The organism is Isoptericola croceus (assembly GCF_029382255.1).
GTDB classification, from domain to species: domain Bacteria; phylum Actinomycetota; class Actinomycetes; order Actinomycetales; family Cellulomonadaceae; genus Isoptericola; species Isoptericola croceus.
In genome coordinates, this window is the sequence record NZ_JARLLG010000003.1 from 208,028 (window position 1) to 231,051 (window position 23,024).

Annotated in this window: 20 protein-coding genes, 1 tRNA gene and 1 riboswitch; of the genes, 8 read left to right on the forward strand and 13 right to left on the reverse strand. The window is 73.0% G+C overall.

The window, feature by feature from the left end:
* Positions 1–67 precede the first annotated feature (67 nt).
* From PZC42_RS09595 to ribD, 5 genes are all read right to left on the reverse strand, one after another.
* Positions 68–141: transfer RNA gene (locus PZC42_RS09595), tRNA-Pro, on the reverse strand.
* A 121-nt stretch (positions 142–262) separates the two neighbouring features.
* Positions 263–757 (reverse strand): 6,7-dimethyl-8-ribityllumazine synthase, encoded by a 495-nt coding sequence (gene ribH / locus PZC42_RS09600; RefSeq protein ID WP_277210422.1) that lies wholly within the window; start codon positions 755–757, stop codon positions 263–265.
* The gene (locus PZC42_RS09605; protein WP_277210424.1) at positions 754–2,052 is read right to left on the reverse strand and encodes a bifunctional 3,4-dihydroxy-2-butanone-4-phosphate synthase/GTP cyclohydrolase II; all 1,299 of its coding nucleotides are present in this window, start codon (positions 2,050–2,052) and stop codon (positions 754–756) included. Before PZC42_RS09605 ends, ribH begins: the two co-directional genes overlap by 4 nt.
* Positions 2,049–2,651: a riboflavin synthase gene (locus PZC42_RS09610; RefSeq protein ID WP_277210426.1), complete on the reverse strand. Its 603-nt coding sequence runs from the start codon at positions 2,649–2,651 to the stop codon at positions 2,049–2,051. The genes PZC42_RS09605 and PZC42_RS09610 overlap by 4 nt, the downstream gene beginning before the upstream one ends.
* Positions 2,651–3,763, reverse strand: coding sequence for a bifunctional diaminohydroxyphosphoribosylaminopyrimidine deaminase/5-amino-6-(5-phosphoribosylamino)uracil reductase RibD (gene ribD, locus PZC42_RS09615; RefSeq protein WP_277210428.1), 1,113 nt, complete (start codon positions 3,761–3,763; stop codon positions 2,651–2,653). The genes PZC42_RS09610 and ribD overlap by 1 nt, the downstream gene beginning before the upstream one ends.
* Before the next feature lie 133 nt (positions 3,764–3,896).
* Positions 3,897–4,027: riboswitch (FMN riboswitch) on the reverse strand.
* A 279-nt stretch (positions 4,028–4,306) separates the two neighbouring features.
* Here ribD and PZC42_RS09620 point away from each other — a divergent pair.
* Genes PZC42_RS09620 through PZC42_RS09630 form a run of 3 tightly spaced genes read left to right on the forward strand, consistent with a single transcriptional unit; the run spans position 4,307 to position 8,142 of the window.
* Positions 4,307–5,920 (forward strand): amino acid adenylation domain-containing protein, encoded by a 1,614-nt coding sequence (locus PZC42_RS09620; protein WP_277210430.1) that lies wholly within the window; start codon positions 4,307–4,309, stop codon positions 5,918–5,920.
* Positions 5,917–7,269, forward strand: coding sequence for an FNR domain-containing protein (locus PZC42_RS09625; protein WP_277210432.1), 1,353 nt, complete (start codon positions 5,917–5,919; stop codon positions 7,267–7,269). The genes PZC42_RS09620 and PZC42_RS09625 overlap by 4 nt, the downstream gene beginning before the upstream one ends.
* Before the next feature lie 24 nt (positions 7,270–7,293).
* Positions 7,294–8,142 carry an enoyl-CoA hydratase/isomerase family protein gene (locus PZC42_RS09630; RefSeq protein WP_277210434.1) on the forward strand — a complete coding sequence of 283 codons (849 nt, stop codon included), beginning with the start codon at positions 7,294–7,296 and terminating at the stop codon, positions 8,140–8,142.
* Here PZC42_RS09630 and der read toward each other — a convergent pair.
* The 8 genes from der to PZC42_RS09670 all read right to left on the reverse strand — a co-directional run bounded on the left by der (position 8,105) and on the right by PZC42_RS09670 (position 15,868).
* A complete protein-coding gene (gene der, locus PZC42_RS09635; protein ID WP_277210436.1) occupies positions 8,105–9,664 on the reverse strand; it encodes a ribosome biogenesis GTPase Der in 1,560 nt (519 codons plus the stop codon). The genes PZC42_RS09630 and der overlap by 38 nt on opposite strands.
* 103 nt (positions 9,665–9,767) lie before the next feature.
* Entirely contained in the window at positions 9,768–10,457 is a 690-nt protein-coding gene (gene cmk, locus PZC42_RS09640; protein ID WP_277210438.1) for a (d)CMP kinase, read from the reverse strand.
* Between the two features lie 40 nt (positions 10,458–10,497).
* Complete coding sequence (locus tag PZC42_RS09645; RefSeq protein WP_306574430.1) at positions 10,498–11,307, reverse strand: pseudouridine synthase; 810 nt, start codon at positions 11,305–11,307, stop codon at positions 10,498–10,500.
* A 20-nt stretch (positions 11,308–11,327) separates the two neighbouring features.
* A complete protein-coding gene (gene scpB / locus PZC42_RS09650) occupies positions 11,328–11,990 on the reverse strand; it encodes an SMC-Scp complex subunit ScpB (protein WP_277210442.1) in 663 nt (220 codons plus the stop codon).
* Positions 11,987–12,871: a segregation and condensation protein A gene (locus tag PZC42_RS09655; RefSeq protein WP_277210444.1), complete on the reverse strand. Its 885-nt coding sequence runs from the start codon at positions 12,869–12,871 to the stop codon at positions 11,987–11,989. The genes scpB and PZC42_RS09655 overlap by 4 nt, the downstream gene beginning before the upstream one ends.
* Positions 12,855–13,670, reverse strand: coding sequence for a ParA family protein (locus PZC42_RS09660; protein WP_277210766.1), 816 nt, complete (start codon positions 13,668–13,670; stop codon positions 12,855–12,857). Before PZC42_RS09660 ends, PZC42_RS09655 begins: the two co-directional genes overlap by 17 nt.
* 241 nt (positions 13,671–13,911) lie before the next feature.
* Positions 13,912–14,865 carry a site-specific tyrosine recombinase XerD gene (xerD, locus tag PZC42_RS09665; RefSeq protein ID WP_277210445.1) on the reverse strand — a complete coding sequence of 318 codons (954 nt, stop codon included), beginning with the start codon at positions 14,863–14,865 and terminating at the stop codon, positions 13,912–13,914.
* Between the two features lie 34 nt (positions 14,866–14,899).
* A complete protein-coding gene (locus PZC42_RS09670) occupies positions 14,900–15,868 on the reverse strand; it encodes a heme o synthase (RefSeq protein ID WP_438802941.1) in 969 nt (322 codons plus the stop codon).
* 350 nt (positions 15,869–16,218) lie between these two features.
* Here PZC42_RS09670 and tkt point away from each other — a divergent pair, with 350 nt between their 5' ends.
* The 5 genes from tkt to pgl all read left to right on the forward strand — a co-directional run bounded on the left by tkt (position 16,219) and on the right by pgl (position 22,998).
* Positions 16,219–18,330, forward strand: coding sequence for a transketolase (gene tkt / locus PZC42_RS09675; RefSeq protein ID WP_277210447.1), 2,112 nt, complete (start codon positions 16,219–16,221; stop codon positions 18,328–18,330).
* 105 nt (positions 18,331–18,435) lie between these two features.
* Positions 18,436–19,548, forward strand: a complete 1,113-nt coding sequence (gene tal / locus PZC42_RS09680; RefSeq protein WP_277210449.1) for a transaldolase — start codon at positions 18,436–18,438, stop codon at positions 19,546–19,548.
* 71 nt (positions 19,549–19,619) lie between these two features.
* Positions 19,620–21,161 (forward strand): glucose-6-phosphate dehydrogenase, encoded by a 1,542-nt coding sequence (gene zwf / locus PZC42_RS09685; protein ID WP_277210450.1) that lies wholly within the window; start codon positions 19,620–19,622, stop codon positions 21,159–21,161.
* 27 nt (positions 21,162–21,188) lie between these two features.
* Positions 21,189–22,124: a glucose-6-phosphate dehydrogenase assembly protein OpcA gene (opcA, locus tag PZC42_RS09690; protein ID WP_277210452.1), complete on the forward strand. Its 936-nt coding sequence runs from the start codon at positions 21,189–21,191 to the stop codon at positions 22,122–22,124.
* Between the two features lie 109 nt (positions 22,125–22,233).
* Entirely contained in the window at positions 22,234–22,998 is a 765-nt protein-coding gene (gene pgl, locus PZC42_RS09695) for a 6-phosphogluconolactonase (RefSeq protein WP_277210454.1), read from the forward strand.
* Positions 22,999–23,024 lie beyond the last annotated feature (26 nt).

Here is a 23,024-nt window from a genome sequence, read left to right on the forward strand (position 1 = left end):
ACAGCAGAAAGCCGGACCCACGAAATCGTAGGTCCGGCCGTCCTCGATGTCCTGAGACATCACACTGTCGGGCTGACAGGATTTGAACCTGCGACCCCTTGACCCCCAGTCAAGTGCGCTACCAAGCTGCGCCACAGCCCGTCCGGCCCGTTCACGACGGTAGCACCGCCACGACAAACCGGTTCGACCCCGGAGGGCCGACCGAAATACTACCCCAGACCGGGCGCCGCTCGTCCACTCGCGACGCCCGGTGTGTGAGGGGTCACCCGATGTCGGCCACCACCGTGGAACGCACCGACCGCACCACCCGCGCTGTCGCCAGCGCGGCAGCCGTCGCCTCGTACCCCTTGTCCTCCGAGGAACCGGGGAGTCCGGCGCGGTCCAGGGCCTGGTCCTCGTCGTCGCAGGTGAGCAGGCCGAACCCGACGGGGACCGTGTGGTCCAGCGCCACACGGTTGAGACCTTCGGTGGCGGCGGCGCACACGTAGTCGAAGTGCGGCGTGCCGCCCCGGATGACGACGCCGAGCGCCACGACGGCGTCGAAACCGGCGGCGGCCGCGGCCTGCGCAGCTACGGGCAGCTCGAACGAGCCCGGGACGCGCAGCACCTCGGGCTCCACCGCGTGGTCCCGGCAGGCTCGCAGTGCGCCATCGAGGAGACCGTTCATCACGGTGTCATGCCAGGAGGCTGCCACGACGGCCACCCGCAGGTCCGAGCAGTCCGTCGCCTGGGTGCTGGGCGCCCCTGCGCCGCTCATCGGGCGGCCTCGGGCAGGACGGGGTGAGTGGTCACGGATGCTCCTTCGGGTTCGAGGTTGGGCAGGTCGTGCCCCATGCGGTCCCGCTTGGTCCGCAGGTAGGCCACGTTGTCGGGCGCGGGGTGGATGGCCAGCGGCACGCGTTCGGCCACCGCCACTCCCCCGGCACGCAGTCCGTCGACCTTGGCCGGGTTGTTGGTCAGCAGCCGCACGTCGGTCACGCCGAGGTCCCGCAGCACGTGCGCGGCCGCGGTGTACTCGCGCGAGTCGACGGGCAGCCCCTGGGCGAGGTTGGCGTCGATGGTGTCGTGGCCGCCGTCCTGCAGGCTGTAGGCGGCGAGCTTGGCGACCAGCCCGATCCCCCGGCCCTCGTGCCCCCGCACGTAGACGACGACGCCGCGGCCGGCCTCCTCGATCGCCCGCAGGGCGGCGTCGAGCTGAGGGCCGCAGTCGCACCGCAGCGAGCCGAACGCGTCGCCGGTGAGGCACTCGGAGTGCACCCGGACCAGCACGGGCTCACCACCGTCGAGGTCGGCGAGCGCCCCGGCCACGAGCGCCACGTGCTCGTCGCCGGTGACCCGGTCGCGGTACCCGACGGCGGTGAAGGTCCCGTGCCGGGTGGGCAGGCGAGTGACGGCGAGGCGGTCCACGAGCACCTCGGTCAGTCGCCGGTAGGCCATCAGGTCGGCCACGCTCAGCAGCTCCAGGGAGTGCTGGGCCGCGAACTCGCGCAGCGCGGGCAGCCGCATCATCGTGCCGTCGTCGTGCGTGATCTCGGCGAGCACACCGGTGGTGCCCCGCCCGGCCAGGCGTGCGAGGTCGACGGCAGCCTCGGTGTGCCCCGTCCGTTCCAGCACACCGCCGTCGCGGGCCCGCAGCGGCAGCACGTGCCCGGGCCGCGTCAGGTCGGTCGGGACGGCGTCGGCCGAGGCGAGCGTGCGGGCGGTGAGCGCCCGGTCGGCGCCGGAGATACCAGTGGTGACGCCGTCGGCTGCGTCGACGGTGATCGTGTACGCGGTGCGGAACGCGTCGCGGTTCTCGGCCACCATCAGCGGCAGGCCGAGCCGGTCCAACGTGGCGCCGTCCGCGGCGACGCAGACCAGCCCGGAGGTGTGCCGCACGGTGAAGCCCATGAGCTCGGGGGTGGCAGCCTCGGCGGCGAAGATCAGGTCACCCTCGTTCTCGCGGTGCTCGTCGTCGACGACGACGACGGCGCGCCCCGCGGCCACCGCGGCGAGGGCACGCTCGACGCGCTCGACCAGCCCGACCTCGACGGCGGCCGCGGCCGCGCTCACGAGGCCACCGCCGTCGTCGCGAGCAGCCGTTCCACGTGCCGGGCGAGCACGTCCGTCTCCAGGTTGACCTGCTCCCCCACCGCCCGGGCGCCGAGCGTGGTGCGCGCGAGCGTCTCGGGGATGAGGCTCACCGCGAACCGGTCGGCGCCGGCGTCGACCACGGTGAGCGAGACGCCGTCGACGGCGATCGATCCCTTGACCACGACGTAGCGGGCCAGGTCGGCGGGCAGCGAGACCTCGACGACCTCCCACCGCTCGCCGGGGGTCCGTGCGAGCACCGTGCCGACGCCGTCGACGTGGCCCTGCACGATGTGCCCGCCGAGGCGGCCGGTCACGGGCAGCGCCGGCTCGAGGTTGACCCGGTCGCCCGGGGCGAGTGCACCGAGCGAGGTGCGCTTCAGTGTCTCGGCCATGAGGTCGGCGGTCCAGGTCTCGCCGTCGAAGGCGGCCACCGTCAGGCAGCAGCCGTTCACGGCGATGGAGTCGCCGAGGCGGACGCCGTCGAGCACGTCGGCGGCGGCGATGGTCAGGCGGGCGGCGTCGGCGCTGGTCTCCAGCGCGCGGACGATGCCGAGCTCGGTCACGATGCCGGTGAACATCAGGACTCCTTCCGCGGCCGCAGGGTGAGCCGCACGTTCGTCTCGCCGGGCCCGGCGTCAGCCGGACCGTCGAGGTGGTCGGGACCGGGCGTGATGACGGCGACGTCGGTGACGTCGAGCCGCAACGCGCCGGTGATGGTGGAGATTCCCAGGTCGCCGACGGCGGGAGGCCCGGTGCCGAGGAGCACGGGCGCCACGTAGGCCACGACCTCGTCGACGAGCCCGGCGCGCCAGAACGCGGCGGCCAGGGTGGCCCCGCCCTCGAGCAGCACGTGGCGGCGGTCGGCCGCCCAGAGTGCCGTCAGGGCCTCGCGCGGGTCGTGGGTGCGCAGGTGCAGCGTCTCGGTGCCGTCGGGGTCGGGCACGGCGAGGCGGGACGACGGCGGCAGGTCGCGCAGACCCATGACCGCCCGCAGCGGCTGGCGCCCGGGCAGGTCGGCGTCGCGCACGGTGAGGGAGGGGTCGTCGGCGGCGACGGTTCCGGAGCCGACCAGCACGGTGTCGACCCCGGCACGCAGCCGGTGCACGTCCGCCCGCGACGCGGCCGAGGTGATCCATCGCGAGGTGCCGTCGGCCGCGGCGGTGCGGCCGTCGAGGCTCGCGGCGACCTTCCACGTGACGAACGGGCGCCCGAGCTCCATCGCCTCCGTCCAGACAGGATTGAGCGCGCGCGCCTCGTCGTCGAGCACACCGCCGACGACGTCGACGCCGGCCGCGCGCAGCAGCGCACCGCCTCCGGCGGCGAGAGGGTTCGGGTCGGGCTGCGCGAACACGACGCGCGCGATCCCCGCCTCGAGCAACGCCTCGGCACAGGGGCCGGTCCGACCGGTGTGGGCGCACGGTTCGAGGGTGACGACGGCGGTGGCACCACGCAGCGCGTCCGGTCCGACGGCGGCACGCGCGTTCGCCAGCGCGACGGCCTCGGCGTGGGGCGTGCCCGCACCGCGGTGGAAGCCCTCGGCGATCGTCGCGCCGTCGGCGTCGAGCAGGACGCACCCGACGCGAGGGTTGGGACCGAGGACGAGACCGTCGGTGGCCGCGAGGTCGAGGGCGCGCCGCAGCGCGTCGACCTCGGCCGGTCTCACGTTGGGTCCCGCCGTGGCGGTGGTCATGCGCTACCCCTGTCGTCCGGTCGCGGACTGCTGGGGTGTGCACGGCGTCGTCGCCGCGCACCGGTGGCTCCAGGGGTGCGCTCAGGCACCCGGGCATGGACGGGTCCACACCACCGGCGAGCGGGCGTAGCCGTCGCGTGCGTCTTCCCATCCGGACTTTGACCGTCGGTCCAGGAGTTCCACCTGGTCAACCGGTCACTGGCTGTGACCGGGTCGCGGACTGTTACCGCCGGCTCGGATTTTCACCGACCCCAGAGCACGCGAGCTGTTGCTCGTTCGTCCTGTGAGACTACCGCACCGCGCGGAGCGTCCGGTGCGACGGGTGTCACACGCGCAGGCACGGCGGCGCACCCTACGACGACGACCGGTGTGAGGCGACCCCAGCATGGCGTCCACCGGGCCCCGTCATCGGACCGTAAGAAGCCTCTGACCTGCTACGACGTCGTAAGCAGTTCGTAAGGTCCCGGGCCGCGCACGCCACGGGCCGTGACCTTAGCGTGACAAAGAGCCGGAGCCCGGACGCCCCGGCAGGAAGGATCTCCGATGACTCTCACACCGATCCGAGAGCTCACGACCGACCCACTCACAGGCCTCGACGCCGAGGGGGCACGCCGGTTCCGCGAGTGGGGTGCGGGACCCGACGAGACCGTGCCACGGCTGCGCCTCGAGGAACGCTTCGCCGAGCAGGTGAGTGCATCCCCGACCGCCGTCGCCGTCGAAGACCAGGGTACCGGCTCCAGCACCACGTACGCCGCGCTCGACGCACACGCAGACCGGATCGCCCAGTACCTGGTCCGTTGCGGCGTGCTCCCCGGCGACCACGTCGGGATCTTCGCCCGACGCGGTACGGCCATGGTGGCCGCGATCCTCGGGGTGCTGCGTACCGGCGCGGCGTGGGTCCCGCAGGATGCCCGGACCACTCCGTCGCACCTGCTGGAGACCGTCGCCCGCGACGCCGGGCTGGCCGTCGTGCTCACCGTGCCCGAGGTCGCGGCCCGCGTGCGCGCGGCCGTCGCACCACGGAGCCGGGTCGTCGACGTCACCGCGCCCGAGCTCCGCACCGCCGAACCGACCGCGGACGCCGACGTCCCGCCCGCGGCGACCCTCGATCCCGACGGCACCGCCGCGGTCATCTACACCTCCGGGACCACCGGCGTTCCCAACGGTGTGGTCATCACGCACGCCAACCTGCGCAACATCCTGTGGTCCCACCCTGCGAACCTCGGCGTCGGGCCGGGAGTACGGGTCGCCCACCTCCTGCACGTCGCCTTCGACATGGCCGTGTGGGAGGTGCTGGGCACCCTCACCCAGGGCGGCACCCTGGTGGTGCGTGGCGCGGACATCCCCGCCGCGGCCGCGAGCGCGCACGTCCTGATCGCCACACCGGGCGTGCTCGCCACCATCGACCCCGCGTCCTGCCCGCACGTGCAGCGGGTCGCGGTCGCCGGCGAACGCTGCCCCACCCTGCTGGCCCAGCGGTGGGCGAGCCGCGGCGTGGACTTCCGCAACGCCTGCGGGCCGACAGAGGTCTCCATCGTGAACACCATGTCCACCTACCGGGCCGGCTCCGGGGTGCCGCTCGTCGGGCGGCCGCTGCCGTGGACGACCGTCTACCTGCTCGACGAGGGGTTGCGGCCCGTCGCGCTCGGCGAGATCGGCGAGATGTGGGTCGGCGGCGACGCCGTCACCGCCGGGTACCTGCACCGCCCCGAGCTCACCGCGGAGCGCTACCTGCCCGACCCGTTCCGCGACGCGATGCCCCTCTCCCGCCGCTCCACGGCGCCACCCCGGATGTTCCGCACCCGCGACCTCGCCCGGTGGAACCCGGACGGAGAGCTGGAGATCCACGGCCGCACCGACGACCAGGTCAAGGTCCGCGGGTTCCGCGTCGAGCTCGACGCGGTCGCCGGTGCCCTGGAGTCCGTCGACGGGGTGCGGCAGGCGGTGGTCTGGCGGCACGACGACCGGCGGCTCGCCGCCGCCGTCCGCCCTGCCGGGGCCTCGCACGACGAGCTGCGTGCCGCCGTCGCGCGACGCCTGCCCTACTACGCCGTCCCCGAGCTCCTGACCAGCGTCGACCAGATGCCGCTGACCGCACGCGGCAAGGTCGACCGGCGCGCCCTGCGCACCATGATCGACCACGAGGTGCCCGCATGAACGCCGTCCAGACCACCGACCCGAGAACGCTCGCCGACCCACCGGCACCGACCGGTACCACCGACGAGGCGACCACGTTGCTGGAACGCCACCCGCTGCCGGAGCCGACGTCCTGGTGGCGGGCCGCGTGGGCATCCTCCGTCCTCATGCCGTACCACCGCCTGGCCGTCGTCGCCCTGGTGGCCAACGTCGCCGTCGCCGTCGCGGCGATCGCGGGCCCCGGCGTCGGGCCCGAGCTCGCGCTCGGCTCGGCCGTCGTGAACCTCACCGTGGCCGCCCTGCTACGCCAGCAGCACGTCGTCAACGTCCTGTTCCGCCTCGCCACCGCCGCACCGACGTCCTGGCCGCTGTCCGTGCGCCGCGCGCTCGGGAAGGTCTATCACTTCGGCGGGCTGCACGTCGGCGCCAACCTGGCCGCCACGGCCTGGTTCGGTGCGTACTGCGTGCTCGTCCTGCGCGCCCCAGGCTCCGTGCCCCCGGTGCAGGTGGCAGCCACCATCGGCATCGTCGCGGTCGCGCTGGGGATCCTGGCGTTCACGCCGCCGCGCGTCCGCGCCCGGCACCACGACCTGTTCGAGGTGTCGCACCGGTTCGGGGGCTGGCTGCTGCTCGGTCTGCTCTGGGTGCACACCGTGGCGGGGTCGGTCGCGGGGACGACCCCGCTCTGGGCCGCCGTCGCCCTGGGCGCCGTCACGCTGAGCGTCGCCTGGCCGTGGCTGCGGCTGCGCCGGGTGCCCGTGGACGTCACCAAGCCGTCCGACCACGTCCTGGTCCTCGGGTTCGACCACGGCGTCACGCCGTTCGCCGGGTCGTCGACGACGGTCGCCCGCCGGCCGCTCGGGCAGTGGCACTCGTTCGCGAACATCGCCTCACCCGGGCGCAGCGGCTTCCGGCTCACGGTCTCGCGTGCGGGCGACTGGACCGGTGACCTCGTCGACCGGCCGCCGCAGCACCTGTGGGTGCGTGGCGTCCCGACCGCGGGTGTGGGGAACATCGACCAGCTCTTCAGCAAGGTGGTGTGGGTCGCTACCGGTTCAGGCATCGGCCCCTGCCTGCCGCACCTGCTGGCCCGCACCGCCCCGGCACGACTCGTCTGGGCCACCCGGTCCCCCGCGCGCACGTACGGCGACGCGCTCGTCGAGGAGATCCGCACCGCCCAGCCGGACGCCGTCGTGTGGGACACCCGCGCGCACGGCAAGCCCGACCTCGCGGCCCTCGCCTGGGCGGTCGCGCGCGACTGCGGCGCCGAGGCCGTCATCTGCATCTCGAACAAGCCGACCACCTGGGACGTGGTCTCCCGGCTCGAGGCCCGCGGCATGCCGGCCTACGGCGCCATCTGGGATTCCTGAGGCCCACGACGAACGGAGACGATGATGATCCGGACCACGACGATCGACGACGTCCTGCACATCACCCTCGACCGGCCTCGCGCCGCCAACGCGCTCACCGAGGAGATGCTCGGCGGCCTGCTCGCCGTCGTCACCGCCCTACCCTCCACGGGCGCACACGCCGTCGTCCTTCGCGGGGCGCCGCCGATCGACGGCCGCGGCCCGGCGTTCTGCTCCGGCGCCGACCTGGCCGCCGTGCACGCCTACGGCACGGACGCCGTCGCCCGCGGGAGCGCGCTGGGCGACCTCGGCCGACAGGTCACCGCGGCTCTCGACGCAGCGCCGGTGCCGGTGGTCGCCGCAGTCGACGGCGCCGCGTACGGCGGGGGGTTCGAGCTCGTCCTGGCCTGCGACGTCGTCCTGGCCACCGGACGCTCGCGCTTCGCCCTGCCCGAGGTGCGCATCGGGCTCGTACCGGGCTTCGGCGGCACCGTGCGGCTGCCCCGGGCCGTCGGGCGAGGTGTCGCACACGACATGATGCTCACGGGGCGCGCCCTCGACGCCGCCGAGGCCGCACGGCACGGCGTCGTCACCCGCCTCGTCGCCGACACCGCGGACCTGGAGGGCGCCGTCGACGACGTGCTGTGCGCCGTCCGCGGCACCTCACCGGCGGCCGTGAGCCTCGCCAAGCAGCTGCTCGGCGCCCAGGCGGGCGAGGCCTCCGCGATGGCCGCCGAGGCCGACGGCTATGCCGCCGCGTACGCCGCGGGCCAGTGGCGCGAGGGCGTCGGTGCGTTCCTGGCCAAGCGGCCGGCGGACTACGGCCGGCGCGACGAGCCACCGGCCGCGAGCATCGTCAGCGGCGACGACGCTTCTCTCGCACGCGCACGCTGATCGAGATCGGCGAGCCTTCGAACCCGAACGTCTCGCGCAGGCGGCGCTCGATGAAGCGCCGGTAGCCCGACTCGATGAACCCGGTCGCGAAGAGCACGAACCGCGGGGGGCGTGTCGAGGCCTGGGTGGCGAACAGGATGCGCGGCTGCTTGCCGCCGCGCACGGGGTGCGGGTGCGCGGCGACCAGCTCGCCGAGGAACCCGTTGAGCCGGCCGGTCGGGATGCGCGTGTCCCAGGAGTCCAGCGCCGTCTCCAGCGCGCGCACCAGCTTGTCGGTGTGCCAGCCGGTGCGGGCGGAGACGTTGACGCGCGGTGCCCACGTGACCTGGACCAGGTCGCGCTCGATCTCACGCTCCAGGTACGGCCGGCGGTCGGAGTCCATGAGGTCCCACTTGTTGTAGGCGATGACCACCGCACGCCCGGCGTCGACCGCCTGGGAGATCACGCGCGTGTCCTGCTCGGTCAGCGGTACGGACGCGTCCACCAGGACGACGGCGACCTCCGCCTTCGCGATCGCGGCCTGCGTGCGCAGGGAGGCGTAGAAGTCCGCGCCGCTGGTCTGGTGCACGCGGCGACGGATCCCGGCCGTGTCCACGAACCAGTACGGGATGCCCTTGATCTCCACGAGCTCGTCGACGGGGTCGCGCGTCGTGCCGGCGGTCTCGTCGACGACCACCCGCTCGGAGCCGGCGATCTTGTTCAGCAGCGACGACTTGCCGACGTTCGGCCGACCCACCAGGGCGACCCGGCGCGGACCCTCGGGACGCAGCGTGCCGTGCGCGGACTCCTCGGGAAGCGCGTCCAGGATGGCGTCCAGCATGTCGCCCGTGCCACGGCCGTGCAGCGCGGACACCGGCCTCGGCTCACCCAGCCCGAGCGCCCACAGGTAGGCGGCGTCGGCCTCGCCGGCGGGCCCGTCGACCTTGTTGGCGCACAGCACCACCGGCTTGCCGGAGCGGCGCAAGAGCTCCACGACACGCTCGTCGCTGGCGGTGGCGCCCACCTGGGCGTCGACGACGAAGACGACGGCGTCAGCCAGCGAGATCGCCACCTCGGCCTGCTCGGCCACCTTGGACTCGATCCCGGCGACGTCGACCTCCCAGCCGCCGGTGTCGACCAGGATGAAGTGCCTCCCGGACCACTCCGCCGGGTAGCTGACGCGGTCCCGCGTCACGCCGGGCGTGTCCTCGACGACGGCCTCGCGCCGACCCAGGATGCGGTTGACGAGGGTCGACTTGCCGACGTTCGGGCGGCCGACCACGGCGAGCACCGGCAGGGCACGCTCGGCCGGGGACAGCTCGCCGTCCTCCCACTCGTCGGACAGCAGCAGGCGGTCGGACTCGTCGAGCTCGAAGTCCTCCAGGCCGGCGCGCAGGGCGCGCTCACGTGCCTCGTCGTCCACGAACTCGTCGTCCACGAACTCGGTGTCCACGGACTCGGTCGCGACGCTCGCAGCGTCCTCGGCAGGAGCGTCGGGGACGTCGGCGGGCGTGGTCTCGGGGCCGTCGGCGGGGGTGGTCATGAGAGCCATTGTCCCAGGTGTGCGCGCGTCGTCGCGACGCTGCACTGCCCGGCACGGCGTGACGCGCGTCTCGCCACGCCGGCGAGCGTGCCCGGCGAGCGCGTCAGACCGCGGCGCGCTCGACCACGGTCAGCACCGCAGCGACGGTCTGGTCCAGGTCGAGCTCGCTGGAGTCGACGGTCACGACGCCGTCGGCCGCCACGTGAAACGCGCTGACGGTCGAGTCGTCCCGGTCACGCCGCAGCACCTGGTCCCGGGTCGCCTCGACCGACGTGGCGTCCGCCGTGCCGTGCACCTCGAGCGAACGACGGCGCAGCCGCGCCTCCTCGCTGGCGGTCAGCAGCACCCGGGCGTCCGCGTCCGGCGCGACGACGGTGGTGATGTCCCGGCCCTCGGCGACGATGCCGCGACCGGCGGAGAAGCCACCGTCCTGCTCGCTCGCGATGATCGCGCGCTGGCGGCGACGCAGCTCGTCGCGCACCTCGAGGTTCGTGGCGACCTGTGACACGGCCGCGGTGACGTCTGTCGTCCGGATGGCCACGGCGACGTCGTCACCGTCGAGCGCGACGCCCGGCGCGGCCGGGTCGACATCCATCTCCAGCGGCATGCTGCGCACGGCGGCGGCGACCGCCGCGCTGTCGTCGAGAGCTACCTCGGTACGCACGCACCACAGCGTGGCGGCGCGGTACATCGCACCGGTGTCGAGGTAGGCGAGGCCGAGGCGGGCGGCGACGGCCTTCGAGACGCTGGACTTGCCGGATCCTGACGGTCCGTCGACGGCGATGGTGACCACTGGTGCTCGTTTCTGTGTCGGTGGGGTGAGGAGAGGAGGGTCAGAGGTCGACGGCGCGCATGAGGGTGCCCAGCTCGGTGCGGCCCAGCACGCGCGACCGGCCGACCTTGAGGTCGCCGAGAGCGATCGGGCCGATCCGCGTACGCACCAGGCGTGTCACCGGGAACCCCACGGCGTCGAACATGCGGCGCACGATGCGGTTGCGGCCCTCGTGCAGCACGACCTCGAGCATCGACTGGCCGGGGACGGCGTCGACGACGCGCACCTTGTCCATGCGCGCCGTGCCGTCGTCGAGGTCCACGCCGGAGGTGAGCTGCTTCATGATCCGCGGGTAGACCTCGCCGCCCTCCACGGTGACGAGGTACGTCTTGCGGATCTCGAAGCTCGGGTGCGCGAGCCTGTTGCCGAGCTCGCCGTCGTTGGTGAGCAGCAGCAGGCCCTCGGAGTCGGCGTCGAGCCGCCCGACGTGGAAGAGCCGCTCGGAGCGGTCCTTGACCAGCTCGGCCACCGTGGGCCGACCGTCCGGGTCGCTCATCGCCGAGATCATGCCCAGCGGCTTGTTCACGGCCACCGTGATCTTGGACGGGTCGAGCTGGACGGTCATGCCGTCCACGCGCACGACGGCGCTGGCCGGGTCCACACGCACGCCCAGCTCGGTGACGATCTGCCCGTCGACCTCGACGCGCGCCTCGGAGATCAGCTCCTCGCACTTGCGGCGCGAGCCGAGCCCGGCCTGGGCGAGCACCTTCTGCAGACGGACGCCGTCGGCGACGTGGACGTCGACCTGCGGTGTCTGGGCTGCGTGCGACTGCTGGGGGCGACGGCGGCCGCCACGGCGTGAGGTGGGCATGCGTCCTATTGTCGCAGGCGTCAGTCGGTGAGCTCGCCGACCGCCTCGACGCCCGGCAGGTGCGGGGCCAGCGGCGGCAGCTCGTCGAGCGACGACCACCCCATCCGATCCAGGAACTCCCCCGTGGTGCCGAACAGCACCGCCCCGGAGAGCGGGTCCTGGCCGACCTCGGCCACCAGACCTCGGGCGAGCAGCGTGCGCACGACACCGTCGACGTTGACACCCCGGACCGCGGAGACCTGCCCGCGCGTGACCGGCTGGCGGTAGGCCACCACGGCGAGCGTCTCCAGGGCCGCCTGGCTCAACCGGGACGACTGCCCCTCCAGCACGAACCGGCTCACGACGTCGGCGTGCTCGCGCGAGGAGTAGACGCGCCACCCCTCGGCGCCTCGGCGCAGCTCGAAGCCCCGCGGACGCTGGCCCGACTCACCGCGGTACTCGGCCGCGAGACGTTCGAGCACGCCGGTGACCTCCGCCGTCGGACGACCGACCGCGACGGCGAGCCGCTCGGCACTCACCGACGCCTCCGCGACCATGAGGATCGACTCCACGGCGGCCTCCAGGCCACCGGGCAGCTCGTCGACGTCGACGGGCGGCGGAGCCGACTGCGGGCTCGACGCCGCACCGGCGCCCACCGGCCGCGCCCCTGGGGCGGTCGTGGTCTCGGTCTCGGTCTCGGTCATGCTGCTCCCTCCACGGCGCCCTCGAACTCCTCGAACTCTTCGGCGATCTCGTCGCTGAGATCGTCGCCGTCGTCCCCCGTCCACCGCACAGTGAGCTCACCGAGTGCCGCCACCTGGTCGAACGCCACCTGACCGCTGCGGAAGAGCTCGAGCAGGGCCAGGAACCGCGCGACCACCACCAGACGCTCCTCCCCGGCGGTGAGCGCGCGGAACGTCGCGACGTGGTCGCGTCGCAGCCGCTGGGCGACGACGGCGGCCTCCTCGCGCACGCTCACCACGGGCGCGTGCAGGTGGCTCAGCCCGATCACCGGTGGCTGCCTGGGCTCGAGCGCCTTCGCCGCCAGCTCGGCGATCCGGTCGCCGTCCAGCGTCCAGACCAGCTCGGGCAGCATCGCCGCCAGATGGCTCTCCATCGGCACCGAACGCGGTACGCGGCGCCCCTCGGTGGCCAGCCGGTCGGCGAGCACGGCGGAGACCTCCTTGTAGGCGCGGTACTGCAGCAGACGGGCGAAGAGCAGGTCACGGGCCTCGAGCAGCTCGAGGTCCTCGGCGTCCTCCTCCACGATCCCGGGCAGCAGCCGGGCCGCCTTGAGGTCGAGCAGGGTCGCGGCGACGACGAGGAATTCGCTCGCCACGCCCAGGTCCCACGACGGGTGCTCCTCGCCGCGTCCCGCCGCCTCGCGCGAGGCGGCGTCGGCCGCCCGGATGTGCGCCATGAAGTCGTCGGTGACCTCGGCCAGCGCCACCTCGGTGACGTCGAGCTTGCGGGCGCTGATCAGGGACAGCAGCAGGTCGAACGGACCGTCGAAGTTGTCGAGGTGGACGGTGAACGCGCCCGCCCGGGGCGTCTCGGTCCGGCCGGGCTCAGGCGTAGTGCCCACGGTCCACGAGCTCGCGCGCGAGCTGCCGGTAGGCGGAGGCGCCGCGGTGCGTGGGCGCATAGGCGGTGATGGGCTCGGCGGCCACGGAGGCGTCCGGGAACTTCACGGTCCGGCCGATCACCGTGTGCAGCAGCGTGTCGCCGAAGGCCTCGTGCACCCGCTGCACGACCTCGCGGGAGTGCAGCGTGCGCGAGTCGAACATGGTGGGCAGGATACCGTCGACCTCGAGGTCGGGGTTCAGACGGTCGCGCACCTTGTCGATCGTCTCCACCAGGAGCGCCACCCCGCGCAGGGCGAAGAACTCGCACTCCAGCGGGATGAGGACGCCGTGCGCGGCGGTCAGGGCGTTCACGGTGAGGAGCCCCAGGGACGGCTGGCAGTCGACCAGGATGACGTCGTAGTCGGCGAGTGCCGGACGCAGCGCCCGGGACAGGATCGACTCCCGGGCGACCTCGCCGACGAGCTGGACCTCGGCGGCCGACAGGTCGATGTTCGCCGGGACCACGTCCAGCCCCTCGATCGCCGTGGGACGCACGACGTCCGACAGCCCCACGTCGCGGTCCATGATCAGGTTGTAGACGCTCAGTTCGAGCTCGTGCGGGCTGATGCCGACGCCGACCGAGGCCGCTCCCTGCGGGTCGAAGTCGACCAGCAGCACCTTGCGGCCGTACTCGGCCAGGGCGGCACCGAGGTTGATCGTGGTGGTCGTCTTGCCGACGCCACCCTTCTGGTTGCACATGGCCACGATCCGCGCCGGACCGTGCGTCGCGCGCGGTGCGGGCTCGGGGAACTCGGGCATCGGTCGGCCGACCACGTCGGTGGTCGGTCCGTCCTCCGTCTGCCGCCCCGGGATCCCGGGCAACGTGCTCTCGGCTGTCGCAGGCTGCGTCATCGTGTCGCTCCCCCCGGGTGCGTCGCTCACGCCCGTCACGCTACACCGGTGGTGTCCGGGGCTCCGGTCCGCCGCGCGGCGTGCCGGACATCGGTCCGCGAGGCCCCGCTGGATGCTCGGGTGCTGCCGGCAGCGCCGCGACAGCGCCTTACAGCGCCCGCGGGTGCGTGGCGGCGTACACCTCGCGCAGCGCCTCCGGGGTGACCATCGTGTAGATCTGCGTGGTCGTCACCGACGCGTGGCCGAGCAGCTCCTGGACCACGCGGACGTCGGCGCCGCCGGCCAGCAGGTGGGTCGCGAACGAGTGCCGCAACGTGTGCGGCGAGACGTGCTCGGTCAGGCCCGCACGCTCGGCGGCCCCCTGCAGCACCGCCCAGGCGCTCTGCCGCGAGAGCCGGTTGCCACGGGTGTTGAGGAAGAGCGCCGGTGTGCTGCGGCCGCGGGCCGACCCGGCGGCAGCGAGCGCCGGACGGGCCCGCACCAGGTAGGCGTCGACGGCGTCCCGCGCGTAGGAGCCCACCGGGACGATGCGTTCCTTGCTCCCCTTGCCGAAGAGCCGCACCACGGCGTCCGAGCCGACGTCGTCGACGTCGAGCCCGACGACCTCGCTGATGCGCCCGCCGGTCGAGTACAGCAGCTCGAGCAGCGCGCGGTCCCGCAGCCCGGCCGGGGTGTCGCCCGACGATGCCGCGGCGAGCAGGCGGGCGACGTCGTCGACGCTCAGGGCGTGCGGCAACCGCCTGGTCTGGCTGGGGGCCGCCACCTGGGCCGCGGGATCGTCGGCCGTCAGACCCTCGGCGTGGGCGAACCGGTGCCAGCCACGCACGGCGGCCAGCGACCGGGCCGCGGACGACGCCGAGAGCGGGCGTCCGCCGTCGGCCCCCTCGCGGACCGCGGTCAGGAACGCCGCGACGTCCTGCTCGGCCACCTGGTCGAGGTCGGTGCGGCCTGCGTCGGCGAGGAACCGCGCGTAGCGGCCCAGGTCACGCCGGTAGGCGGCGACGGTGTTGGCCGACAGCCCGCGCTCGACCCGTACGTGGGCGAGGTAGTCGCGCAGCGCCGCCTCGAGGGCGGGCTGGCGCAGGTCGGCTGGAGCGCTCACGCGCCCATCATGCCCGTTCCCGGCAGGAAGCAGGTCAGAACGGGAGGAACACGTCCACGGCGACGGCGACGAACAGCACCGTGAGGTAGGTGATCGAGGCGTGGAAGACCTTCATCGCGCCCGGGCCGCCCCGTGCCCTGCCCTGAGCCTTGCGCAGCATCGCGACGGTGAGCCACAGGAACCAGGCCCCGGAGGCCGCCCCGACGACGGTGTACACCCACGTCATGCCGGCCAACGGCACCAGCGCGAGGGAGCAGACGATCATCGCGACCGTGTGACCGACCATCTCGGCCGCGACCCGGCGGTCCGAGGCGACCACCGGCAGCATCGGGACGCCCGCGTTGGCGTAGTCCTGCTTGAACTTCACCGACAACGGCCAGTAGTGCGGCGGTGTCCAGAAGAAGATGACGCCGAACAGCGCCAGCGCGGCCCAGCTCAGGGACTCGTTGACGGCTGCCCAGCCGATGAACACCGGCATGCAGCCGGCGATGCCGCCCCAGACGATGTTCTGCGACGTGCGTCGCTTGAGGATCATCGTGTAGCCGACGACGTAGATCGCAATCGCGGCACCGGTCAGCCAGGCGGCAGGCAGGTTGACCAGCCAGGCGAACCACACCAGCGAGACGGTGCCCAGCGCCGTCGCGAAGATCAGCGCGTGGCGCGGCACGATCTCGCCGGTGACGAGCGGCCGGCGCTTGGTCCGGTTCATCACCTCGTCGATGTCGCGGTCGAGGTAGCAGTTGAAGGCGTTGGCCGACCCGGCCGCGAGCGCGCCCCCGACGAGCGTCTTGACGACGAGCCACAGGTCGGGCAGGCCGCCTTGCGCGAGGATCATCGTGGGGACGGTGGTCACGAGCAGCAGCTCGATGATGCGCGGCTTGGTCAGGGCGACATAGGCACCGACGCGGTCCCGCCAGCCGGCTCCACGGCCGCCGACCGAGCGGTGCACGGTGGCACGGGCGGAGGTCGACGAGTCGGACGTCGTGTGGCTCGAGGTGCTCACGCGCGTGGTGCTTCCGTTCGCGAGGGGGGTCGGGCAGGGCTGCTCCATCGTACGCCGACCTGTGCGATCTCTCGCCCGCGCGCCGCGGCGGCCGGGTGTGAGAAAGGTCCGCGTCCGGGGAGCGACGGCCTCGTCACGCCCACATCGTGGGACGGCCCCGAGGGATGGACGCACCGGACGGCCGTCACCGCTAGTGTGGAGACGCACACCGCAGGGCACTGGTGCCGTCGTGCGCACCGGTCCGTCCGCTGCGCCCGGCGACCGTCCTCGCCGCCTGACGCGAGGCCTGCCGCGCCCGGCCACAGCAGCAGAGCACCCGGGGCACCGCCTCGGGCAGGAAAGAGGCATACGTGAACGCGTTCGACCCCGCACTGTCGCCGCTCGAGTGGAACGAACTCGATGCGCGCGCGGTGAAGTCCATCAAGGCGCTCGCCGCCGACGCCGTCGAGAAGTGCGGCTCCGGACACCCCGGTACGGCGATCTCGCTGGCGCCCGCCGCGTACCTGCTCTTCCAGAAGACGATGCGGCACGACCCGAGCGACCCGGACTGGGTGGGTCGCGACCGGTTCGTCCTGTCGGCCGGCCATTCGTCACTGACGCTGTACCTGCAGCTCTTCCTCGCCGGCTACGGCATGGAGATGGACGACATCGCAGCGCTGCGCACCTGGGACTCGCAGACGCCCGGCCACCCCGAGTACGGCCACACCCCCGGCGTCGAGATCACCACCGGCCCGCTCGGCCAGGGGCTCGCCTCGGCCGTGGGCATGGCCTACGGCGCACGCCGCGAGCGGGGCCTGCTGGACCCCGACGCCGCGCCGGGCACCTCCCCGTTCGACCACCACGTGTACGTCATCGCCTCCGACGGCGACCTGCAGGAGGGCGTCACCTCCGAGGCGTCCTCGCTGGCGGGCACCCAGCAGCTGGGCAACCTCGTGGTGATCTGGGACGACAACAAGATCTCGATCGAGGACGACACCGAGATCGCGTTCACCGAGGACGTCCTCGCACGCTACGAGGCCTACGGCTGGCACACGCAGCGGGTCGACTTCACGCAGGGCGGCACGGGCTACGCCGAGGACACCGACGCGCTCGCCGCGGCCCTGGACGCGGCCAAGGCCGAGACCGGCAAGCCCTCCATCATCGCGCTGCGCACCATCATCGGCTGGCCCGCACCCACCAAGCAGAACACCGGCGGCATCCACGGCTCTGCCATGGGGGCCGACGAGGTGGCCGGCATGAAGTCCCTGCTCGGGCTCGACCCCGAACAGGTCTTCCACATCGACGAGGACGTGCTCGCCCACACCCGCGCCGTCGCCGAGCGCCAGGGTGACCAGCGCGCCGCGTGGGACGCCGCGTTCGCGGCGTGGAAGACGGCGAGCCCCGAGCGCGCCGCGCTCCTGGAGCGCCTCACCGCCGGCGAGCTGCCCAGCGGCTGGGCCGACTCGCTGCCGGCGTTCGAGGCGTCCACGAAGGGTGTCGCCACGCGTGCGGCGTCCGGCAAGGTGCTCTCCGCCCTGGCCGACGTGCTCCCCGAGCTCTGGGGCGGGTCCGCCGACCTCGCGGGCTCGAACAACACGACCATGGACGGCGCAGCCTCGTTCGTCCCGGTCGAGCACGCGACCAAGAAGTTCCCGGGCAACCCGTACGGCCGCACCCTGCACTTCGGCATCCGCGAGCACGCCATGGGGTCGATCCTCAACGGGATCGTCCTGCACGGCCTGACCCGCCCGTACGGCGGAACGTTCCTGCAGTTCTCCGACTACATGCGTGCGTCCGTGCGACTGGCAGCCCTCATGGGGATCCCGTCGACGTTCGTGTGGACGCACGACTCGATCGGTCTCGGCGAGGACGGCCCGACGCACCAGCCGGTCGAGCACCTGGCCGCGCTGCGCGCCATCCCGGGCCTCGACATCGTCCGCCCGGCGGACGCGAACGAGACCGCATGGGCCTGGCGCGGCATCCTCGAGAACCGCGACCACCCGGCCGGTCTCGTCCTGACCCGTCAGGGCGTCCCCACGTTCCCGCGCGGCGCAGAGGGCTTCGCCGGCGCCGAGGGCACCCTCAGGGGCGGCTACACCCTCCTCGACGCCGACGGTACGCCCGACGTGATCCTGGTGGGTACCGGGTCCGAGGTGCAGCTCGCCGTCGAGGCACGGGAGCTCCTCGCCGCCGACGGCATCGCCGCTCGCGTCGTGTCGCTGCCGAGCCGCGAGTGGTTCGACCGTCAGGACGCCGCCTACCGCGAGTCGGTGCTGCCCGCAGCCGTCAAGGCCCGTGTCTCGGTCGAGGCCGGCGTGGCGCAGGGCTGGCGCGACATCGTCGGCGACGCCGGTCGCAGCGTCTCGCTGGAGCACTACGGTGCGTCCGCCGACTACCAGACGCTGTACCACGAGTTCGGCATCACCGCCGAGGCCGTGGCCGCCGCCGCGCGCGAGTCCGTCGCGGCTGCACGCGGCGAGTAGTACCCGACGACGGCGGCCGGCAGGCGTCGGCCGCCGTCGTCGTCCACCATGTGACGAGCACGGTGGTGAGGCCGCCGCTCCCGACGTCCAGGCAGGAGACCTGACATGACTGAGACGAACCGACCCACCCGGCGCCTCTCCGAGGCAGGCGTGTCCATCTGGCTGGACGACCTGTCGCGCGAGCGCCTCGACAGCGGCAACCTGGCCGGCCTGATCGACACCCACGACGTCGTCGGCGTCACCACCAACCCCACCATCTTCGCCGGAGCGCTCGCCGCCGGGAACGCCTACGACAGCGCGCTCGCCGAGCTGGCCGGTACCGACGTCGAAGCAGCCGTCGAGGCGATCACCACCGACGACGTCCGTGCGGCGGCCGACGTGCTCCGAGGCGTCTACGACGCGACCGGCACCGTCGACGGGCGGGTCTCCATCGAGGTCGACCCCCGCCTCGCCCGTGACACCGCCGCCACGGTCGCCACCGCCCAGCGACTCTGGACCACCGTCGACCGGCCCAACGTCATGATCAAGATCCCCGCGACCGTCGAGGGACTTCCCGCGATCACGGAGACCATCGCGGCCGGGATCAGCGTCAACGTCACCCTCATCTTCTCCATCGAGCGCTACCGCGCCGTCATGGACGCCTTCCTCACCGGGCTGGAGCGGGCGCACGCCACGGGCCACGACCTGGCCCCCATCGGGTCGGTCGCCTCCTTCTTCGTCTCCCGCGTGGACGCCGCCGTCGACGCCGCACTGACCGACGTCGGTACCGAGGATGCGCTCGCCCTGCGCGGCACGGCGGCGATCGCGAACGCACGCCTGGCCTACGCCGCCTACGAGGAGGTCCTCGCCTCCGAGCGCTGGCAGACGCTCGCCGCGGCGGGCGCGAAGCCCCAGCGCCCCCTGTGGGCCTCTACCGGTGTCAAGGACCCGGCCTACCCCGACACCCTCTACGTGACCGAGCTCGTGGCGCCCGGCGTCGTGAACACGATGCCCCAGGCCACCCTCGACGCCGTCGCGGACCACGGCGACATCCCCGGCGACACGGTCTCCGGGACGGCCGGGCAGGCCTCCGCCACCCTGGCTGCCGTCGAGGCACAGGGCATCTCCATGGCCGAGGTGACCGCCCGGCTCGAGGACGAGGGCGTGTCGAAGTTCGAGAAGAGCTGGGACGAGCTGCTCACCACGACCAAGACCGGGCTCGACGCCGCCGGTGCCTGAGCGCTCCCGGCCGGCTCGGGCGACGACCAGCACGCCACACCCAGTACGTACCACGAGAGAGACGGGGCACCGTGAGACCGGCCAAGATCACTGCTGAGCAGAACCCGCTGCGCGACCCGCTCGACCTCCGGCTCCCCCGGATCGCCGGGCCCTGCGGGCTGGTCATCTTCGGGGTCACGGGCGACCTGTCCCGCAAGAAGCTCATGCCGGCGGTCTACGACCTCGCCAACCGCGGGCTGCTGCCGCCCGGCTTCGCGCTGACCGGCTTCGCCCGCCGGGACTGGGACGACCAGGACTTCGCCCAGATCGTGCACGACGCCGTCAAGGAGCACGCCCGCACGCCCTTCCGCGAGGCGACCTGGCGACAGCTGAGCGAAGGCATCCGCTTCGTCCAGGGATCGTTCGACGACCCGGAGGCGTTCGAGCGCCTGCGGCGGACGGTCGAGGACCTCGACGCCGAGCGCGGCACCGGCGGCAACCACGCCTTCTACCTGTCCGTGCCGCCGAGCGCCTTCCCGCTCGTGTGCGAGCAGCTCTCCCGGTCCGGCCTGTCGGAGTCGGAGGAGGACGCCTGGCGACGGGTGGTCATCGAGAAGCCGTTCGGTCACGACCTCACCTCCGCCCAGGAGCTCGACGGCGTCGTCTCGAAGGTGTTCGAGCCGGAGTCGGTCTTCCGCATCGATCACTACCTCGGCAAGGAGACGGTGCAGAACATCCTCGCGCTGCGCTTCGCGAACCAGATGTTCGAGCCGCTGTGGAACAGCAACTACGTCGACCACGTCCAGATCACGATGTCCGAGGACATCGGCATCGGTGGGCGTGCCGGGTACTACGACGGGGTCGGTGCCGCCCGGGACGTCATCCAGAACCACCTCCTACAGCTGCTGGCCCTCGTCGCGATGGAAGAGCCCGTCAACTTCGACGCCGACGCGCTGCGCGCCGAGAAGATCAAGGCGCTGTCCTCCGTGCGGCTCCCGCGCGACCTGTCCCGGCACACTGCCCGAGGCCAGTACGCCTCCGCCTGGCAGGGCGGCGAGAAGGTCGTGGGGTTCCTCGAGGAGGAGGGCTTCAACCCGGAGTCCACCACCGAGACCTATGCGGCGATCCGGCTCGACATCGACAACCGACGGTGGGCCGGCGTGCCGTTCTACCTGCGCAGCGGCAAGCGGCTGGGCCGCCGCGTGACCGAGGTCGCGGTCGTCTTCAAGACGGCGCCGCACCTGCCGTTCGAGAGCTCGCTCACCTCGGACCTGGGCAGCAACGCGCTCGTCATCCGCGTCCAGCCCGACGAGGGCGTGACGCTGCGGTTCGGGGCGAAGGTCCCCGGGACCGCCATGGAGGTGCGTGACGTGACCATGGACTTCGGCTACGGCCACTCCTTCACCGAGTCCTCCCCCGAGGCGTACGAGCGACTGATCCTCGACGTCCTGCTGGGCGACCCGCCGCTCTTCCCGACGCGCGAGGAGGTCGAGCTGTCCTGGAAGATCCTCGACCCGGTGATCACGCACTGGGCCAACAAGGGAAGGCCGGAGCCGTATCCGTCCGGGTCGTGGGGGCCACCGTCGGCCGACGCCATGATGGCCCGCGACGGGCGCAGCTGGCGCCGTCCCTGACCCACCGGCACGACGAAGGAGCACCCCATGATCATCGACATGCCGGACACCACGACGAACGCGGTCAGCAAGCGTCTCGACCACCTGCGCGACGAAGGCGGTGCCGTGGCGCTCGGCCGCGTGCTGACCCTCGTCGTCGTCGCCGTCGAGGACGACATCGAGGCCGCGGTGACCGCGGCCAACGAGGCCAGCCACGAGCACCCGTGCCGCGTCGTCGTCGTCGCGCCGCTGGCCACCCGTACGACGACGGGCCGCCTCGACGCCCAGATCCGCGTGGGAGGCGACGCCGGAGCCTCCGAGGTCGTCGTCCTGCGGTGCGCCGAGCCGCTGCGCGACCATCCCGACACGCTGGTCATGCCGCTGCTCCTGCCGGACGCACCGATCGTCGTCTGGTGGCCCACGGGCGGCCCCGACGACCCGACGGCGGACCCGCTGGGGGCCATGGCCCAGCGCCGCATCACCGACACCACGACGGCGAACGACCCGGTCGCGATGCTGGGTCGTCTCGCCACGACGTTCACCGAGGGTGACACCGACCTCGCCTGGGCACGTGTCACCCTGTGGCGCGGGCTCATCGCGGCGGCGATCGACCAGCCGCCGTACGAACCGGTGACCGCCGTCCGGGTGGAGGGCCAGTCCGAGCACACCTCGCTCGACCTGCTCGCCGCCTGGCTCGGGATGAAGCTCAAGTGCCCGGCCACGGTCGTGCGCACCACGGGCTCCGACGCGATCACCCGCGTGACGCTGGAGCGCAAGAGCGGTCCGATCGTCCTCGACCGGCCCGACGGCCGGGTCGTCACGATCAGCCAGCCCGGCAAGCCCGATCGACGCATGTCCCTGCCGATCCGTTCCCTCTCGGAGGCGATCATCGAGGAGCTGCGCCGGCTCGATCCCGACGAGATCTACGGCCAGGTGCTCGGCAAGGGTCTGGCGCGCGTCGACACCGTGGAGGTGGACGCATGAGCGCGATGAGCCCCCGCGCAGGGGCACCGAGGAGCCCCCGCGCAGGGGCGCCGAGGAACGAGGTGCACCGGAGCGAGGCACCGCAGCGATCGTGCACGGAGGAGATCGCATGAGCACGCGGTTGGTCGTCGTCCATCCGGACCCCACCGTCCTCGCGGAGGCCGCCGCCGCACGGCTGCTGACCCGCATCCTGGACGTCCAGTCCGTTCGTCGTCCCGTGCACGTCGTCCTGACCGGCGGGACCGTCGGCATCAAGACGCTCGACGCGGCGGCCGCGAGCCCACTGCGTGAGGCGGTCGACTGGTCCGGTGTCCACGTGTGGTGGGGAGACGAGCGGTTCCTGCCGGCCGGCGACCGCGACCGGAACGAGACCCAGGCACGCGAAGCACTGCTCGACGACCTCGTCGCTTCCTCGGGCCTGCCGGCACGCAACGTCCACGCCGTGCCCGCCCGCGGCGTCGGCCCGGACGATGCCTCCACCCCGGAGGAGTCCGCCGCGGCCTACGCCGCCGAGCTGGCCGCCTTCGCCGCCGACGGCGACACCGTGCCGGCGTTCGACGTGCTCCTGCTCGGTATGGGTCCGGACGGCCACGTCGCCTCACTGTTCCCCGGGCACCCTGCGCTCTCCGCCCCCGGCGCCGTCGTCGGGGTCCATGCCTCCCCCAAGCCGCCGCCCGAGCGCGTCACGCTGACGTTCGCCAGCATCGGGCACGCCCGCGAGGTGTGGGTCGTCGCGGCCGGCGCGGAGAAGGCCGAACAGGCCGCAGCCGCCCTGGCGGACGGTCCCGTGACCGAGGTGCCGGCGGTGCGCGCCGTCGGGCACGACCGCACCCTGTGGCTCCTCGACGCCGCCGCCGCTGCCGGCCGCGGCTGAGTCACAGCCCGGCACGACCGACGACG

Coding starts and splice junctions, on each gene's coding strand:
- ribH (WP_277210422.1), bottom strand. CDS start 757: ATGAGCGGCGCAGGGGCGCCCAGCACCCAGGCGACGGACTGCTCGGAC.
- PZC42_RS09610 (WP_277210426.1), bottom strand. CDS start 2,651: ATGTTCACCGGCATCGTGACCGAGCTCGGCATCGTCCGCGCGCTGGAG.
- ribD (WP_277210428.1), bottom strand. CDS start 3,763: ATGACCACCGCCACGGCGGGACCCAACGTGAGACCGGCCGAGGTCGAC.
- PZC42_RS09620 (WP_277210430.1), top strand. CDS start 4,307: ATGACTCTCACACCGATCCGAGAGCTCACGACCGACCCACTCACAGGC.
- PZC42_RS09625 (WP_277210432.1), top strand. CDS start 5,917: ATGAACGCCGTCCAGACCACCGACCCGAGAACGCTCGCCGACCCACCG.
- PZC42_RS09630 (WP_277210434.1), top strand. CDS start 7,294: ATGATCCGGACCACGACGATCGACGACGTCCTGCACATCACCCTCGAC.
- der (WP_277210436.1), bottom strand. CDS start 9,664: ATGACCACCCCCGCCGACGGCCCCGAGACCACGCCCGCCGACGTCCCC.
- PZC42_RS09645 (WP_306574430.1), bottom strand. CDS start 11,307: ATGCCCACCTCACGCCGTGGCGGCCGCCGTCGCCCCCAGCAGTCGCAC.
- scpB (WP_277210442.1), bottom strand. CDS start 11,990: ATGACCGAGACCGAGACCGAGACCACGACCGCCCCAGGGGCGCGGCCG.
- PZC42_RS09660 (WP_277210766.1), bottom strand. CDS start 13,670: ATGCCCGAGTTCCCCGAGCCCGCACCGCGCGCGACGCACGGTCCGGCG.
- tal (WP_277210449.1), top strand. CDS start 18,436: ATGACTGAGACGAACCGACCCACCCGGCGCCTCTCCGAGGCAGGCGTG.
- opcA (WP_277210452.1), top strand. CDS start 21,189: ATGATCATCGACATGCCGGACACCACGACGAACGCGGTCAGCAAGCGT.
- pgl (WP_277210454.1), top strand. CDS start 22,234: ATGAGCACGCGGTTGGTCGTCGTCCATCCGGACCCCACCGTCCTCGCG.